15 protein-coding genes and 1 riboswitch are annotated in these 15,151 nt (G+C 70.8%); of the genes, 10 read left to right on the top strand and 5 right to left on the bottom strand.

The window, feature by feature from the left end:
- Window positions 1–9: 9 nt before the first annotated feature.
- Window positions 10–474, bottom strand: a complete 465-nt coding sequence (locus V1457_RS25530; RefSeq protein WP_338597381.1) for a hotdog fold domain-containing protein — start codon at window positions 472–474, stop codon at window positions 10–12.
- A 147-nt stretch (window positions 475–621) separates the two neighbouring features.
- Window positions 622–798, top strand: a riboswitch (cobalamin riboswitch).
- Window positions 799–859: 61 nt separating this feature from the next.
- Here V1457_RS25530 and V1457_RS25525 point away from each other — a divergent pair.
- The 3 genes from V1457_RS25525 to V1457_RS25515 are packed head-to-tail and all read left to right on the top strand — an operon-like array spanning window position 860 to window position 3,665.
- Complete coding sequence (locus V1457_RS25525) at window positions 860–1,870, top strand: ABC transporter substrate-binding protein (protein WP_338597379.1); 1,011 nt, start codon at window positions 860–862, stop codon at window positions 1,868–1,870.
- On the top strand, window positions 1,867–2,889 hold the full coding sequence (locus V1457_RS25520; RefSeq protein WP_338597377.1) for an iron chelate uptake ABC transporter family permease subunit: 1,023 nt from the start codon (window positions 1,867–1,869) through the stop codon (window positions 2,887–2,889). Before V1457_RS25525 ends, V1457_RS25520 begins: the two co-directional genes overlap by 4 nt.
- A complete protein-coding gene (locus V1457_RS25515; protein ID WP_338597375.1) occupies window positions 2,886–3,665 on the top strand; it encodes an ABC transporter ATP-binding protein in 780 nt (259 codons plus the stop codon). Before V1457_RS25520 ends, V1457_RS25515 begins: the two co-directional genes overlap by 4 nt.
- Before the next feature lie 147 nt (window positions 3,666–3,812).
- On the opposite strand, the gene V1457_RS25510 is transcribed toward V1457_RS25515, so the two are convergent.
- Window positions 3,813–4,649, bottom strand: a complete 837-nt coding sequence (locus tag V1457_RS25510) for an acyl-CoA thioesterase II (protein ID WP_233628072.1) — start codon at window positions 4,647–4,649, stop codon at window positions 3,813–3,815.
- Window positions 4,650–4,780: 131 nt separating this feature from the next.
- Here V1457_RS25510 and V1457_RS25505 point away from each other — a divergent pair, with 131 nt between their 5' ends.
- A complete protein-coding gene (locus tag V1457_RS25505; protein WP_295146838.1) occupies window positions 4,781–5,518 on the top strand; it encodes a MerR family transcriptional regulator in 738 nt (245 codons plus the stop codon).
- A gap of 4 nt (window positions 5,519–5,522) precedes the next feature.
- Here V1457_RS25505 and V1457_RS25500 read toward each other — a convergent pair whose 3' ends face one another.
- From V1457_RS25500 to V1457_RS25490, 3 genes are all read right to left on the bottom strand, one after another.
- Window positions 5,523–6,299, bottom strand: a complete 777-nt coding sequence (locus tag V1457_RS25500; protein ID WP_200072347.1) for a DeoR/GlpR family DNA-binding transcription regulator — start codon at window positions 6,297–6,299, stop codon at window positions 5,523–5,525.
- Between the two features lie 175 nt (window positions 6,300–6,474).
- A complete protein-coding gene (gene pdxA / locus V1457_RS25495) occupies window positions 6,475–7,467 on the bottom strand; it encodes a 4-hydroxythreonine-4-phosphate dehydrogenase PdxA (protein WP_338597372.1) in 993 nt (330 codons plus the stop codon).
- 2 nt (window positions 7,468–7,469) lie between these two features.
- Entirely contained in the window at window positions 7,470–8,759 is a 1,290-nt protein-coding gene (locus V1457_RS25490) for a four-carbon acid sugar kinase family protein (protein WP_338597371.1), read from the bottom strand.
- A gap of 367 nt (window positions 8,760–9,126) precedes the next feature.
- Here V1457_RS25490 and V1457_RS25485 point away from each other — a divergent pair, with 367 nt between their 5' ends.
- From V1457_RS25485 to V1457_RS25460, 6 genes are read left to right on the top strand one after another with little or no spacing between them, the layout of a single operon-like run.
- Entirely contained in the window at window positions 9,127–10,710 is a 1,584-nt protein-coding gene (locus tag V1457_RS25485) for an ABC transporter substrate-binding protein (protein WP_200072403.1), read from the top strand.
- On the top strand, window positions 10,707–11,642 hold the full coding sequence (locus V1457_RS25480) for an ABC transporter permease (RefSeq protein ID WP_200072349.1): 936 nt from the start codon (window positions 10,707–10,709) through the stop codon (window positions 11,640–11,642). Before V1457_RS25485 ends, V1457_RS25480 begins: the two co-directional genes overlap by 4 nt.
- Window positions 11,639–12,547 carry an ABC transporter permease gene (locus tag V1457_RS25475; RefSeq protein ID WP_338597369.1) on the top strand — a complete coding sequence of 303 codons (909 nt, stop codon included), beginning with the start codon at window positions 11,639–11,641 and terminating at the stop codon, window positions 12,545–12,547. The genes V1457_RS25480 and V1457_RS25475 overlap by 4 nt, the downstream gene beginning before the upstream one ends.
- On the top strand, window positions 12,540–13,343 hold the full coding sequence (locus V1457_RS25470) for an ABC transporter ATP-binding protein (protein WP_338597367.1): 804 nt from the start codon (window positions 12,540–12,542) through the stop codon (window positions 13,341–13,343). Before V1457_RS25475 ends, V1457_RS25470 begins: the two co-directional genes overlap by 8 nt.
- Window positions 13,340–14,167, top strand: coding sequence for an ABC transporter ATP-binding protein (locus V1457_RS25465; protein ID WP_338597365.1), 828 nt, complete (start codon window positions 13,340–13,342; stop codon window positions 14,165–14,167). The genes V1457_RS25470 and V1457_RS25465 overlap by 4 nt, the downstream gene beginning before the upstream one ends.
- Window positions 14,164–15,114: an aldo/keto reductase gene (locus V1457_RS25460; protein ID WP_338597363.1), complete on the top strand. Its 951-nt coding sequence runs from the start codon at window positions 14,164–14,166 to the stop codon at window positions 15,112–15,114. The genes V1457_RS25465 and V1457_RS25460 overlap by 4 nt, the downstream gene beginning before the upstream one ends.
- Window positions 15,115–15,151 lie beyond the last annotated feature (37 nt).

The following is a 15,151-nucleotide window of genomic DNA, read 5'->3' as shown; positions in this document are numbered from 1 at the left end:
AGGCCCCCGTCAAGCCTTCTTCGCGGACACGCGCATCGAGATGTCGGCGGTGACGACGGCGTCGCCGGCGGCGTCCAGAATCCGCACCGGCACGACCCACTCCGCGGGCTGGTCGGAGAGTTCCGGAAGCTCCAGCTCGGCGACTCCGCGCAGGTCCGTTTTCGCTTTCGCGAGGTAGCGGACGGTCATTCCCGTGGGGATCCAGCGGTGCGAGCCGGGCAGGCTCGCCTCCATCAGCATCCCGGCCGCGACCTCGGCGAGATTGCACGCGGCGATCGCGTGGAACGTGCCGAGGTGGTTGTGCACCCGGCGGCGGTTGGCCGCGCGCACCTCGCAACGGCCCGGACGCATCTCGGTGATGTGCGGGCGGATGGTGCTGAAGTACGGCGCGCGTCGGCACACCGCCCAGGAGAACAACCGGGTTCCCAGCGGCTTCGGCTCCAGCTTGCGCCACATCTGCACGGTCGAGGACATCGCGGACTCCTTGGGACACCAGGCATTACCGGCGGGTAACTTATTCTGGCCGATGGCCGCCGGTCAACCGGTCGCAGTCCGGAGCGGGCCGATCACGGTCAGCGGGCGCGAGGAACGTCACCATGTCCGCGCGGTGGTATGTCCGGTTAGGGTGCTCGGCGAGCCAGTCGTGCCCACGTGGCCAGGGAATCCGGTCGGAAGCCGGAACTGACGCGCAGCGGTGGGGGTGATGGGCGGGGCGATGCCACTGGATCCGTTCCGGGAAGGCGGCCCCGTCCGGTGCGAACCCGAGTCCGAAGACCTGCTGGCTCCCCGGACCGCAGGCGGTGCCGGGTCGTGGCCGACCGGGCTTCGCGCATGGGCCCGGGGTGAGGATCGCAAAGCAGTGTTCGCTGTTCGCGCCCGCGCGTTGCGCGCCGGGCTGGTGGTGCTGGCCGCCGTTGTGCTCGCTTCCTGTTCCGCACCCGCTCCGAAAGAGGACGCCGGAGGCGGGAAAACGCTGCGCAACTGCGGAACCGACGTCACTGTGGACGGTCCGCCGCAGCGCGCGGTGAGCCTGAACCAGTCCACCACCGAGATCATGCTCTCGCTCGGGCTGGCCGACCGGATGGTGGGCACGGCGACCTGGACCGATCCGGTGGATCCGGCGTTGGCGCAGGCCAACGCGACGGTGCCGCGGCTCGCCGAGAACAATCCGTCGTACGAGGCGGTGCTGGGCACCGAGCCGGACATCGTGCTCGGGGCCTATCAAGCCGTGTTCACCGACGAAGGCGTCGCCGATCGCGAGCGGTTCGGCGAACTCGGCGTGCCCACATACCTGTCGCCGAGCAACTGCTTCCCGGAGGCCGCGCCGCTGGCCGAACCGGTCGAGCTCGACGACATCTACCGGGAAGTGCAGGAGATCGCCGACATCTTCGGCGTTCCGGAACGCGGGCGCGCGCTCACCACGCAGCTGCGCGAACGGGTGGCCGCCGCGCGGCAGCGGGTCGACCGGTTGGAGTCCACCAAGGACACATCGGTGCTGTTCTGGTTCGCCCGCACGGAATCGCCCTACGTGGCGGGATCCACCGGTGCACCGGCGATCATGGCCAGGGAGCTGGGCGTGCGCAACGCCTACGACGACGCGCGGTCGATGTGGCCGCAAGTGTCCTGGGAGGACATCCTCGCCCGCGATCCCGACCTGCTCGTGCTCGGCGACCTGACCCGCGGCGGAGAAGGCGACGGCCTTGCCGCGAAACGGGATTTCCTGCGCACCGACCCGGCGGTGTCCCGGCTGGCCGCGGTGCGCGACGGGCGGTCGATGGGCATGACCGGCACCGAGCTCAACGTCAGCATCCGCACTGTGCAAGGGATCGAGCGGCTCGCGGACAAACTCGTCGAACTGGACCGGCGTTGACGGCGAACCGGGCACCGGCGGCGGCCATCGTCCTCGCCGGAGTGCCGATCCTGTTGCTGTCGGCCGCGATCGCGGTGACGCTCGGGCCCGCGCAGCTCACCGTCGTGGACGTCGCCGGTGTGGTCGGCAGCAAGCTCGGGCTCGCCGAGACCGGCGTTTCCCGCATCGGGCAGGGCATCGTGTGGCAGCTGCGGTTGCCGCGCGCGGCGCTGGCCGCGATCTGCGGAGCCGGGCTCGGAGTCTGCGGGGCGGTACTGCAATCGTTGCTGCGCAACCCATTGGCCGATCCGTTCCTGTTAGGAGTGTCGGCGGGAGCCTCGACCGGGGCGGTCTCGGTGGTCGTGCTCGGTCTCGGGGCCGGGGCGGTCGGTCTCACCGCCGGGGCGTTCGCCGGGGCGCTGATCGCGTTCGCGCTGGTGATGTTGCTGGCGACGGCCGCAGGCGGCGCGGCCGGGCACGTGGTGCTGGCCGGAGTCGCCGGGACGCAGCTGTTCTCCGCGCTGACCTCGTACATCGTGATCACCTCCGCGGACGCCGACCAGACCCGCGGCGTGCTCTTCTGGCTGCTGGGCTCGCTTTCCGGTGCGCGCTGGGATGATGTGCTGCTGGCGGGCGTGGTGTGCGCGGTGTGCCTCGTGCTGTGCTTGGCGAAAGCGGGCTCGCTGGACGCCTTCGCGTTCGGCCAGGACGCCGCCGCCGCTCTCGGAGTCCACGTTGGACGGCTGCGGGCGCTGCTGCTGGTGGTGACCGCGCTGCTGGCCGCGACCTTGGTCGCAGCGGCGGGAGCGATCGGCTTCGTCGGGCTGGTGCTGCCGCAGGCGGCCCGGCTGCTGGTCGGACCGCGGCACCGCGCGCTGCTGCCGGTGACCGCGGTGCTCGGCGCGATCCTGCTGGTGTGGGTGGACGTGCTGGCCACCACGATCGCCGCGCCGCAGGAGGTTCCGGTCGGCGTGGTCACCGCATTGGTCGGGGTGCCTGCCTTCGCGGTCCTGCTGGTCCGGCGGGGGAGGGTGTCGTGAGCCCGACCGCGCGCGAGGTGTCGTGGACAGCCGGGGGCGCGCTCATCCTGGACGGGGTGAGCCTGCGCGCCGAACCGGGCAGCACGCTCGGGCTGCTCGGCCCGAACGGCTCCGGGAAATCCTCGCTGCTGCGGCTGCTGGCAGGGCTGCGCAGGCCCTCCGCCGGTGCGATCGACATCGACGGGCAAGCTATGGCGGCTTGGTCACGACGCGAGTTGGCGCGGCGGATCGCCGTGGTGGAACAGCAGGTGTCCACCGAGGTCGATCTGACCGTCGCCGAAGTCGTCGCGCTCGGCCGCACGCCGCATCGCGGCGGCTGGGGCGGCAGCGGGCCGCAGGACGCCGAGATCATCGCGCGCGCCCTGGCGCGCACCGGGCTGGACGGACTCGGACACCGCCGTTGGCACGGCCTTTCCGGCGGTGAGCGGCAGCGCGCCCAGATCGCGCGGGCGCTCGCGCAGGAACCGGTCGAGCTGCTGCTGGACGAGCCGACGAACCACCTCGACGTCGCCCACCAGCTCGAATTGCTCGCGCTGGTCCGGGAATTGCCGGTGACGGCGGTGATCGCGCTGCACGACCTCAACCTCGCGGGAATGTTCTGCGATGAACTGGTGGTGCTCGCAGGCGGCCGCGTGGTGGCGGCTGGGGCGCCGCGGGACGTGCTCACCGCCGAACTCGTCGGCGAGGTCTACGGCGTCCGATGCGAAGTGTCCGCTGTGGACGGGATACCGCATGTGCGGTTCATGCCGCCGGATCGGGGCGACGTGCGACCGTAGGGAGGCCGCGAGCTGACGGGCCCGGCGCTGGAGCCGGCGATTTCCGCGACGGTGCCCCACGGCGGATGGTGGTACAGCGGCGTGCGACGCATCAACGATCGAGCCGAGGAAACGAGCATCCGCCGCTGTGCCGGACCCGGGCGCGCCTCACTGCGTGCCGTGGATCAGCCCTTCCTGCGCCACCGAAGCCATCAGCGCCCCGGAGCGGGTGTAGAGCCGCCCCTGCGCGAGGCCGCGCAGCGGGCCGACCGCGGGGGAGTTCTTGGCGTACAGCAACCAATCGTCGAATCGAGCCGGTTCGTGGAACCACATCACGTGGTCCAGCGAAGTCATTCCCGCCACATCGGTGCGTCCGGTCGGCCCGAGCACCGCGGCGGCCAGCGTGAGATCGCTCAGGTAGGTCAGCACCGCGGTCGCCGGTCGCCCTTCGCCCTCGGTGGCGCGCAGCCGGAACCACAGATCTCCGGAGAACCGGTCCACGAGGTCCCCTGTGGACTGACCGGGAGCCGGTGCCCGGCGGAACTCGAACGGCTGCCAGGCGTTGAACCCGTTGGCGGTGTCCGGCCACTCCAGCGCCGGGCACTCCTCCGGCGCCAGCCGCTGCGGCATCGGCTCCTGGTACTCCAGCGCGGTCCGGTCGGTGGTGAACGAGCAGTCCAGCGACAGGATCGGTTTGCCGTGCTGCACCGCGGTCACCCGGCGGCGCCGGAACGTCGAGCCGTCGTGCAGCCGCTCGTTGCGGAACACCACCGGCACTCCGGTGATCCCGGGCCGCAGGAAGTACGAATGCAGCGAGTGCACTCGCGACGAATCGTCCACTGTGTTCGTCGCGGCGACCAGGGCTTGCGCCGCGACCTGCCCGCCGAACAGGCGCGGCGCCCCGGGCGGGGCGCAGGTGCTGCGGAACAGGTCGTCGTCGATCGTCTCCAGGCTGAGCACGTCGAGCAGCGTCTGGACCGTGAAGTCCTGCGTCGTCTCGGTCATCCGGGCCTCTCCGTGGCGTGCGGGTCCGCCGACCACCTTAAGCGGCGCACCGCGTCGCACCGGGTCAGGGCTTGAGGTTGACGCCGCGTGAAGCCTTAACGTGCAGGTCATCAGAGCACGGGAGGTGCGTGGTGGGGGAATGGGCGATTCAGGAGCTCGCCCGCGCGGCGGGCACGACCAGTCGCACGCTGCGCTACTACGGGGAGATCGGCCTGCTGCCCGCGACGCGCGTCGGCGCCAACGGGTACCGCTACTACGACGAGCAGGCCTTGGTGCGGCTGCAGCGAATTCTGCTGTTGCGTGAGTTGGGCATGGGGCTTTCGGCGATCGGTGAGGTGCTCGACGGCCAAGAGCCCGTACCGGCGCTGCACGATCACCTGCAACTGCTCCAGCAGGAGCGGGATCGGATCGAGCGGCAGATCGCCTCCGTGCGCTGCACCGTGCGCAAGCTCGAACGAGGGGAAGAACTCATGGCACAGGAAACGCTCGACGGCTTCGACCACACCCGCTACGAGGACGAGGTGGTGCGCCGCTGGGGCCGCCCGGCGTACGCGAGCGCCGACCGCTGGTGGCGTTCGCTCAGCGACGCCGAGAAGCGGGAATTCCAGCAGCAGGGCCGGGACATCGCCGGCGGCTTCCAGGAAGCGTTCGCCGCCGGCGAAGCCGCCGACGGCGCGCAGGCGCAGGAACTCGCGCACCGCCAGTACGAATGGGTCAGCACCGGCTGGGGCGGCAGGAGGCCGTCCCGCGAGGCGTTCGCCGGGCTGGGACAGCTGTACGTGGACGACCCGCGCTACGGCATGGGAAACCACGAGTGCGCGGCATTCATCCGCGCGGCGATGAGCCGCTACGCGGAGCGGAACCTGTAGCGGCTCAGGCCGGTTCCTCGGCCACGACGACGTCGACACCGCGGCTCAGGAACGGTGCGGTGGCCGCGGCGTCGGCGGCGGCGTCGGTGACCAGCGTCCAGCGTTCCGGCAGCCGCGCCCAGGCGTGGAACGGGTGGTGGCCGAGCTTCGCCGAGTGCACCAGCACGTACACCGCGTCGGCGCGCTCGGCCATCAGCTCCTTGAGCCGGGTCTGCTGCAGGTCGGCTTCGCAGATGCCCTGCTCGGCGGTGACCCCGTCGGCGCCGAGGAAGACCCGGTCGAAGGTCAACCGGCTCAGCGCGGCCTCGGTGAGCGGGCCGACGAAGCCCTGGCTCAGGTGCCGCAGCGTGCCGCCGAGGCATTCCACGTGCACCTCGTCGGCGCTGACCAGCTCCTGCAGCACGGTCAGGCCGGTGGTCACGACCGTCACGTCGCGGGCGTCGCGCAACTCGCGCGCCAAGGCGCCGGTGGTGGTGCCGGAATCCAGCAGCACCGTCTCACCGGGGAGGATCTGCCCGGCCGCCCACCTGGCGATGGCCTGCTTGGCCGCGAACGCCTCGCTGCTGCGCTGGCGCAGCGAGCTCTCCTGGTGCCCGGCGACCGCGATCGCGCCCCCGTAGGTGCGCGCGAGCCGCCCGGCGGATTCCAGCTGCGCCAGGTCGCGGCGGATCGTCGACGCGGTGACCCCGAACGTCGCGGACAGCTCGTCGACGCTGGTCAGCCCGGACGTGGTAGCCAGCCGCACGATGGCGGCGCGGCGATCCTGCGATCCGCGGGGCATCGTCGGTCCTCCTCGGGTCGATGTCGTCCTGCCAAGGATGGCGCAGGCGGCCGATCCGCCGCGGCTCGGGATCGGCGCGTCGTGCGGATGCGGTTCGGCTGCCGCAGCGCAGATCGGGTTTGCGAAGGTGCGCCAGCCGTTCGCGGTGCCTGCGGCTCACCAGACCGGCCAAGCGCTAAGCCGCGGCCGAGAGTTCGGCCGCCTGCCGCAGCGCTTCGGCCATGCTGCGCGGATCCGCCTTGCCAGTGCCCGCGATGTCGAAGGCCGTGCCGTGGTCCACCGACGTGCGGATCACCGGCAACCCGACGGTGATGTTGACCCCGGCTTCGATCCCGAGCACCTTCACCGGCCCGTGTCCCTGGTCGTGGTACATCGCCACGATCAGGTCGTAGTCCCCGCGCCCGGCCAGGAAGAACGCGGTGTCGGCGGGCAGCGGGCCGCGGGCGTCGATGCCGTCGGCGCGGAGCCGCTCCAGCGCGGGAACGATCTTGGTCTCTTCCTCGCCGTGGCCGAACAGGCCGTTCTCCCCGGCGTGCGGGTTGATCCCGCACACTCCGATGCGCGGGTGCGCGATCCCGGACCCGGTGATCGCCCGGTTCCCGCGCCGCACGGTCCGCTCGACCAGCCCGGGCTCGATCTTCGCGACCGCGTCGATCAGGCCGATGTGCGTGGTCACGTGCACGACCTTGACCGATGGTGTGGACAGCATCATGGACACCTCTTCGGTGCCGGTCAGGTGCGCGAGCAGTTCGGTGTGGCCGGGGAAGAGGTGCCCGGCGGCGTGCAGCGCCTCCTTGTTCAGCGGAGCGGTGCAGATCCCCTGCACCGCGTGGCGCGCGGCCAGCTCGGCGGCGACCCGGATGTACTGGTACGCGGCCTCGCCCGCGGCCGGTGACACCTCGCCCCACGCCAGGTCGGCGGGCAGCGGCCCGAGGTCGAGCACGTTGATCCGCCCCGGCTCGAAGACCGCGTCGTCGACCGAGTCCACCGCCACGACCCGTGCCTCGCGCCCGATGATCCGCGCGGCGGTGCGCAGCCGCTCGGCGTCGCCGACGACGATCGGGCGAGCGCGCGCCGAGGTCGCGTCGTCGAGCAGCGCACCGGCGATGACCTCGGGGCCGACGCCGGCGCCGTCGCCCATGGTGACGGCGATCAGGGGAGGGGTCATGTTCAGCCTTCCGTTGCGGGACGCAGGTGTTCGGCGATGCGCACGAGGCTGTCCGCATCGCCGAAGCTGCCGGGCCGGGTCACCACGGACGTGCCGCCGCGGGTGCGGCTGCGCACGGCGCCGTGGTGGATCTGGGTGAGTGGCACGAGCTCGTCCATGCCGAGCGCGTCGAGCACGCGGCGCGCGGTTTCGCCGCCGGTGAGCACGAGATCGACCGGGCGATCGGCGGATCTGACGGCGCGGGCGGCGGTTTCGGCGAGCCGCCGGACGATTTCGCGTGAGTGCGCGGGGTTCACGCCGTGCGGAGATTGCAAGGTCACCGCCACCGGGGAATGTCGCAACGCTCGCGCGATCCGGTCGGACTCGTCGTGTTGTGCGAGCAGGACGGGCACGTCGAGCGGGATCTGCTGCACGCCGCGTGTGGCCAGCCTGCGCACCTGTTCGGCGGAGGCGGCCTCGGCCGTGCCGATGACGAACAGCAGCCCGTGCGCGGAATCGGGTGCTTCGATGCCGTAGCCGTCCACTTCGGGCATTGCGCGGCCGAGTGCGGACGCGAGGCCGCCGGAGCCCGCGAGCCGGACTCCCGGCAGGTCTGCGCAGGCCGCGACGACGGCGTCCAGGTCGGCGTCGGTCTCCCCGTCGCACAACGGGATTTCGCCCGCTTCGAGACAGTCGCGCACCGTTTCGCGCAATCGGCCGGAGCGCACGACATCGAGCGTGATGACGCGGCAGCGCTGCGGGGCGAGCGCTTCGGCGATCGTGGCAGCCGGAGCGGCGGACTCGGCGGACCACTGACCGCTCCGGTGCAGCGGTCGTCCGTTGACGTGCAGCACTCCGTTGTGGACGGTGCGGCCCGCGGGCGGCAGCGCGGGAGCGAGCACTGTGGGGCGTGCCGCGGCGAGCATGGACCGCACGTTGCCGCGCAGCAGCGAGTCGATCTTCAGGAAAGCCTTCGCGGCCGGGCGCGCGGCGAGCGTTGCGTGAACCGAGCGTTCGGCTTCGGCGCCTGGCGCATTCCTGCAGTCCAGGTCTGCCACGGCGAGGGCCGGGCGTCCATCATGTTGCGTGTTGTGCGCAGCAAGCGGCTCGGTGCTCGCGGGTAGTTCGATCCGCGCGGAGCGACATCCCGGTAGCAGGGCCGCTGCGGCCTCGGCGGCACCGGAGAGGTCGTCGGCGATCGCGAGCACGTCCGCTCGGAAGACTGCTGCGGCGTCCGCCGGTTCAGTGTTTTCCGGCGAATATCGGGAAAAATCGGTGATCAGGGGAATTTCGGTGTGAGCGCTGTCGCCCATGTGCTTCCCCTTTCGGCTCTGTTGCGCGAGCAGTGGCCGGTGGTGTCTCCGGCGGCTCGGTCCGACCTCCGGGCCGCGCACTGTTTGCGCGAATCACGCTACGACAGTTGCGCACAACGCGCAATCATGCCAGAGTGCCTCGCGAAGCTCAGATATCCCGCAAAGCTCAGCGAGCACTGCGCGAAGTGCAGAGCACTGCGCGACCAAGAAGTGCAGAGCACTGCGTAGCTCGAAGTACTGCGTAGCGCGAAGTACTGCGTAGCGCGAAGTGCAGAGCACTGCGCGACCGAAGTGCTCTGCGTAGCACCGGCGATCGCCGAAGGCGTTGCCGGTGCCGTGTGCGGAAAGGTCAATGATGACCCGCTCTATGACGACGTGGTCCGGTGCGCAGGCGGTCTCCCGCCGCGGCCTGCTGCGCGCCGGTGCCGCCGCGGGCGGTCTCGGCGCGTTGGGGGCGCTCGGGGCCTGCGCGGGACCGACCGGCAGCCCGGGCGGGGACACGCTCGTCCTGGCGCTGAACCGTTCGCTGGTCTCGCTGGACAACAAGCTCAACCAGTTCGAGGCGGCGGTGACCGTGCAGCGCGCGGTGCGCCAAGCCCTCACCCGCATCGGCCCCGACCTGACCCCGCGGCCGGTGCTGGCCGAGCGGTTCGAACTCACCGCCCCGACCGAGTGGACGGTTCGGCTGCGCGCGGGAGTGCGCTATTCGGACGGAACTCCGGTCACCGTCGCCGATGTGGCCACGGCGCTGGAGATGTACCGGAGCGTCAACGGTTCGTTCCTCGCGACGTTCTTCCAGGAGTGGCCGGAGGTCGTCCCGCTCGATGCGCGGACTTTCCTGCTTCGCAGCAGGAATCCGCTGCCCACTCTGGACTACCTGATGGCGAACATCCTCATCACCCCGGCCGCGGCCAACCGGCCGGAGGAGTTGCAGGACGGCGTCGGCAGCGGCCCGTACGTGGTCACCGCCGCCAACCGCGGGACGGGGGATTACTCACTCGCCGCGAATCCGCGGTATTGGGGCACACCACCACGAACCCGCCGGGTCGAAGTCCGCTTCCTGCCGGAGGAATCGAACCGGGTGGTATCGCTGCGCAGCGGTGAGGTCGATGTGATCGACACGCTCTCGCCGGATTCGGCCGACCAGCTGCGCGGCTTATCGCAGGTGCGGATGCAGACCACCGGCGGAACCCGGATCAACCAGCTCTTCTACAACTTCCGGAAACCGGCGGGGCATCCGCTGTCGGACCCGCGGGTGCGGCGCGCGCTGACCTTCGCCATCGACGGGCGCCAGCTGGTCGACGACGTCTTCACCGGGTCGGTGGCGCAAGCGACCGGACCGGTGCCGGACACGCTGGCCGGAGCGGTGCGCACCGGCGAGTACGTCCACGACCCGCGGCGCGCCCGGGAAGAACTCGCCGCCGCCGGGGTGCGCGACGGTGAGCTGAAGCTGCGGATCATCTGGGAGACCGGGGAATTCCCCAACGACACCATGGTGATGGAAGCCGTGCTGCAGATGTTGCGGGATGTCGGCGTTCGCGCGGAGTTGCAGCAGTTCGAGCCGGGCGGCGACATTTCGCAGTGGCGCCAGGGGCGCGGCGGGGATTGGGACGTCATCGGGAACGGCTTCAGCACCCCCACCGCGCTGGCGGCCTCTGCGCTGCAGGGCATGTTCGGCAGCACACCGGAAGACGAACGCAGCCGGGACACCTACCAGGGATACGTGTTCCCGCACATCGCGGAACTCGTCCGCCGTGCAACGTCCGAAGTGGATCCACGGATGCGGCATGAGCTGGTGTCCCGTGCACAGCGCGAAGTGTGGAACACCTGGCCGTGCCTGTGGGCGTTCGTTCCGCGCGTCGTGCTGGCCCAGCGGGCGCGCGTGCAGGACCTGAGCCTGGAGCCGACGAACTCCTACGAACTCGCGGCGGCCGGGGTGAGCACACCGTGACCGGCTACTTGTTGCGCCGCATCGGACAGAGCGCGTTGACGGTGCTGCTGATGGTTTCCGTCGTGTTCGTGCTGATCCGGCTCGCGCCCGGAGACCCAGCCGCGGCCTACGCGGGACCGACCGCGAGCCCGGCGGAACTGGCGCAGGTGCGCGAGCAGTTCGGCCTCGACGATCCGATTCTTCAGCAGTATTGGGGATTCCTGCGTGGACTCGCGACCGGCGATCTCGGCACCTCCTACTCGTTCCAGGCACCGGCTTTCGACGTCGTGCTCTCCCGCGTTCCCTACACGACGACGCTGGCGTTCTCCGCGATCGCGGTGACGATGCTCGTCGCGGTGCCGCTGGGCGTGTGGATGGCCCGCCGTGCCGACAGCGGCCGCGAAGTGGGCGCGAACGTGCTGACCATCGCCGGGCAGTCGATGCCGGAGTTCTGGAGCGGCATCATGTTGTTGACGGTTTTCGCCGTGCTGCTGCCGGTGCTGCCCGCATCCGGGTTCACCACTTGGTCCGGCCTGGTGCTACCGACTCTGACCGCCGCGGTGCTGCAGATCGCGCTGATCTCGCGGCTGGTGCGCCGCGAGATGGCGGGCAACCTCACCGCGCCCTACCTGGTGGCGGCGCGCTCGCGCGGCATCGGCGAGCGCGGGCTGGTGTGGCGCTACGCCATCGCCAACTCGGCGATCCCGGTGCTGACGGCGCTGGGCACGAGGTTCGCTGCGATGCTCAACGGCGTCGTGGTCGTGGAGGTCGTGTTCGCCTGGCCCGGAGTCGGCTCGCTGGTGGTGCGGGCGTTGGAAACCCGCGACTACCCGCTGATCCAGGCGGCTGTGCTGGTCACCTCCGCGTTGGCGATCCTGGTGCAGCTGCTCGTCGACCTGGCCTACCCGCTGCTGGACCCGCGGGTGCGCCTGGGCAAGGCGGTGGCGGCATGAGCGAGTCCACATTGGAGCGTCCGAGCCGGGTCACCGCGCGGCAGCTGTCGCGGTCGTCGACTGCGCGCCGGGCCCGCGCGGCCGGAGCGAAGCTGTGGATCGGAGTGGTCTGCACGGTCCTGGTGGTACTGCCGGTGGCGCTGGCGAACGTGCTGCCGATTCCCGGGCCCAACGAGCAACACCTCGCAGAGCGCCGGTTGCCGCCGCTGGTGGGCGGCCACCTGTTCGGCACCGACCAGCTCGGCCGCGACCTGCTGGCGCGGGTGCTGCACGGCGGTCAGGTTTCGCTGCTGATCGGAGTGCTGGCCGTGGTGGTCTCCGGGCTGATCGGGATCGCGCTGGGCTCGCTGGCCGGGTTCTTCGGCGGCTGGATCGACGCGCTGGTCTCCCGCGCACTGGAAGCGCAAATGGCGTTGCCGCTGCTGATGATGCTGCTGCTGGTGATCGCGTTGTTCGGCCCGTCGGTGCCGGTGATCACTGCGGTGATCGCCGTCGCGCAATGGCCGGAAGTCGCGCGGCTCGCCCGCTCGCTGGTCGTGGTGGAGCGGGAGAAACCCTACGTGCAGGCGGCGCGGATGCTCGGCCTGCACCGGATTTCCGTGCTGCTGCGGCACGTTCTGCCGAACATCGTGCAGCAGGTGACGCTGGTCGTGCTGTTGCTGCTGGCGCAGGCGGTGCTGCTGGAGAGCTCGCTGAGCTACCTCGGCGCCGGTCCGCAGCGGCCGTTCGCCACCTGGGGCCGCATCATCTCCGATGGCCAGGACTACATCACCACCTCGTGGTGGATGGTCACGCTGCCCGGCCTGGTGATCGTGTTGCTGGTGGTCGGGGTGAACCTGCTCGGCGACGGCTTGCGCGACCGGGAACCGAAGGCACCGCGCGGAACGGGGTCGGATGATGCCTGAACTGCTCGAAGTGGACGATCTGCAAGTCGAGCTGATCACCGGGCGCGGCGTGGTCCGCGCGGTGGACGGCGTCTCGTTCGGCCTGTCCGCGGGCGAGACGGTGACGCTCATCGGCGAGTCCGGTTCGGGCAAGTCCACCACCGCGCTCGGCCTGCTGCGGCTGTTGCCGCCGGGTCTGGCGGTGCTTTCCGGACGGGCGTTGCTGCAGGGCCGGGACGTGGTTTCGGAACCGGATGCTGCTGCGTCGCTGCGCGGACGCGGAGTGTCGCTGATCCCGCAGGATCCGATGACCGCCCTGAGCCCGGTGCACACCGTCGGCAGCCAGCTCGCCGAAGCCGCCCGGCTGCTTGGTGCGTCCCGCCCGCAGGCCAAGCGGCGTGCGCGGGACCTGCTCGAGCAGGTGCGCATTCCGGAACCCGGCAGCCAGTTGCGGAAGTACCCGCACCAGCTTTCGGGCGGGATGCTGCAGCGGGTGCTGATCGCCATCGCGCTGGCCGGGGAACCCCGGCTGCTGGTGGCCGACGAGCCGACCAGCGCGCTGGACGTGACCGTGCAGGCCGGGGTGCTCGACCTGCTCATGGAGGTTCAGCAGGACACCGGTGCGGGCATCCTGATGATCACTCACGACCTCGGGGTGGCGCGGCTGGTATCCGATCGCATCCACGTGATGCGTCACGGCCGGTTCGTGGAAAGCGGCGAAGTGGAGCGGATCGTCGAGGACCCGGCCGAGGATTACACGCGCGCGCTGCTGGACGCGGTGCCGCGGTTGGGATCGTGGGACGGAGAGCGCCGATGACCGCAGCATTGCTCGAAGTGCAGGACCTCGTGGTCGAATTTCGCGCGCCCGGCGGGGTTTTCCGCGCGGTGGACGAGGTGGGCTTCGCGGTTCGGAAAGGCCGGACGCTGGGCATCGTCGGCGAGTCCGGTTCCGGCAAGTCCACCATCGCGCGCTCGCTGGTGCGGCTGAACACGCCGACTTCCGGGCGGATCCTGTTGGACGGCACGGACATCGCGGGTCTCGGGGAACGCAGGCTGCGGCCCCTGCGGCATCGCGTGCAGATGGTCTTCCAGGACCCGTACGGCTCGCTCGATCCGCACTTGAGCGCGGCGGAAATCGTCGGCGAACCGCTCAGGATCCGCGGCGTGCGCGGCAGGACCGAGCGCGACCGCCGGGCCGCGGAGTTCCTCGACCAGGTCGGATTGCCCAGCAGCGCACTGCACCGGCGACCGCACGAGTTCTCCGGCGGCCAGCGCCAGCGCGTCGGGATCGCGCGCGCTTTGGCGAGCCATCCCGAGGTGCTGGTGTGCGACGAGGCCACCAGCGCGCTGGACGTGTCCGTGCAGGCGCAGGTGCTCGCGCTGCTGCGGGAGTTGCAGCGCGAGCACGGCCTTACATACCTGGTGATCTCGCACAACCTCGGCGTGGTCCGGGAAATCACCGACGAAGTGCTGGTGCTGCGCCGAGGACGCGTCGTCGAGCACGGGCCGACCGAGCACGTCCTCAACAGCCCGCAACACCCCTACACCCGGGACTTGCGCAGTGCCGCGCTGGACCCGACCGCGATGCGCGGGCGCAAACCGCGCGATCTGCTCACGACCGAACGGAGAGTGCACGCATGACTTCCGAGAACCGCCTGGTGCTGGGCACCATGACGTTCGGGGACACAGTGGACGAATCCGGTGCGGCGCGGATGCTGGACGCGGCGCTGGAAGCGGGAATCACCAGTGTGGACACCGCGAACGGCTACGCGGGCGGGAAGACCGAGGAGATCCTGCGGGAGTTGCTGCCTGCGCGGCGGGAACGCATCGCGCTGGCGACCAAGGCCGGGATGCCGCATCCGGACGCCGGGGAGCACGCACCGCTGTCGGCGAAGGGGCTGCGCGCGAGCGTCGAAGGCAGCCTGCGCCGGTTGGGCGTGTCGCATGTGGACTTGTTCTACCTGCACCAACCGGACCGTTCGACCGCTCCGGAGGAGACGCTGGGCGCGGTCGCCGAACTCGTCGCCGAAGGCAAGATCGGCGAGCTGGGCGTGTCCAACTTCGCCGCCTGGCAGATCGCCGAACTCAACCACGCCGCCGACCGCACCGGCGCGCCGCGGCCGGTCGTCGCGCAGCAGCTCTACAACCTGCTGGCCCGGCGGATCGAAGCCGAATACGCCGAGTTCGCGGCGACGACCGGGCTGCGCACCATGGTCTACAACCCGCTGGGCGGCGGGCTGCTGACCGGGCGGCACCGCTTCGACCAGGCCCCGGCCGGTGGCCGGTTCGATGATTCGCGGCTGGCCGCGATGTACAAGAAGCGCTATTGGGACGCGTCGCTGTTCGAGGCGGTGGACCGGCTCTCGGCGATCGCCGGGGACGCGGGGCTGGAGCTGACCGAGCTTTCGCTGCGGTGGCTGCTGGACCGTCCCGCGACGGGATCGCTGCTGCTCGGCGGGTCCAAAGTGGAGCAGCTGCGAGCCAACATCGCGGCCGTGCAAGCCGGGCCGCTGCCCGCGGACGTGGTGCGTGCCTGCGACGAGGTCGGTGCCTGGCTCAACGGCCCGATGCCCGCGTACAACCGCTGAGCCGCTCAGCGCCGAACTCCGAGACCTCGACTCGATC

Source organism: Saccharopolyspora sp. SCSIO 74807 (assembly GCF_037023755.1).
Taxonomy (GTDB): Bacteria; Actinomycetota; Actinomycetes; order Mycobacteriales; family Pseudonocardiaceae; genus Saccharopolyspora_C; species Saccharopolyspora_C galaxeae.
Note: the sequence above shows the minus strand (reverse complement) of the source record. Positions and strands in the feature narration are given on the sequence as shown.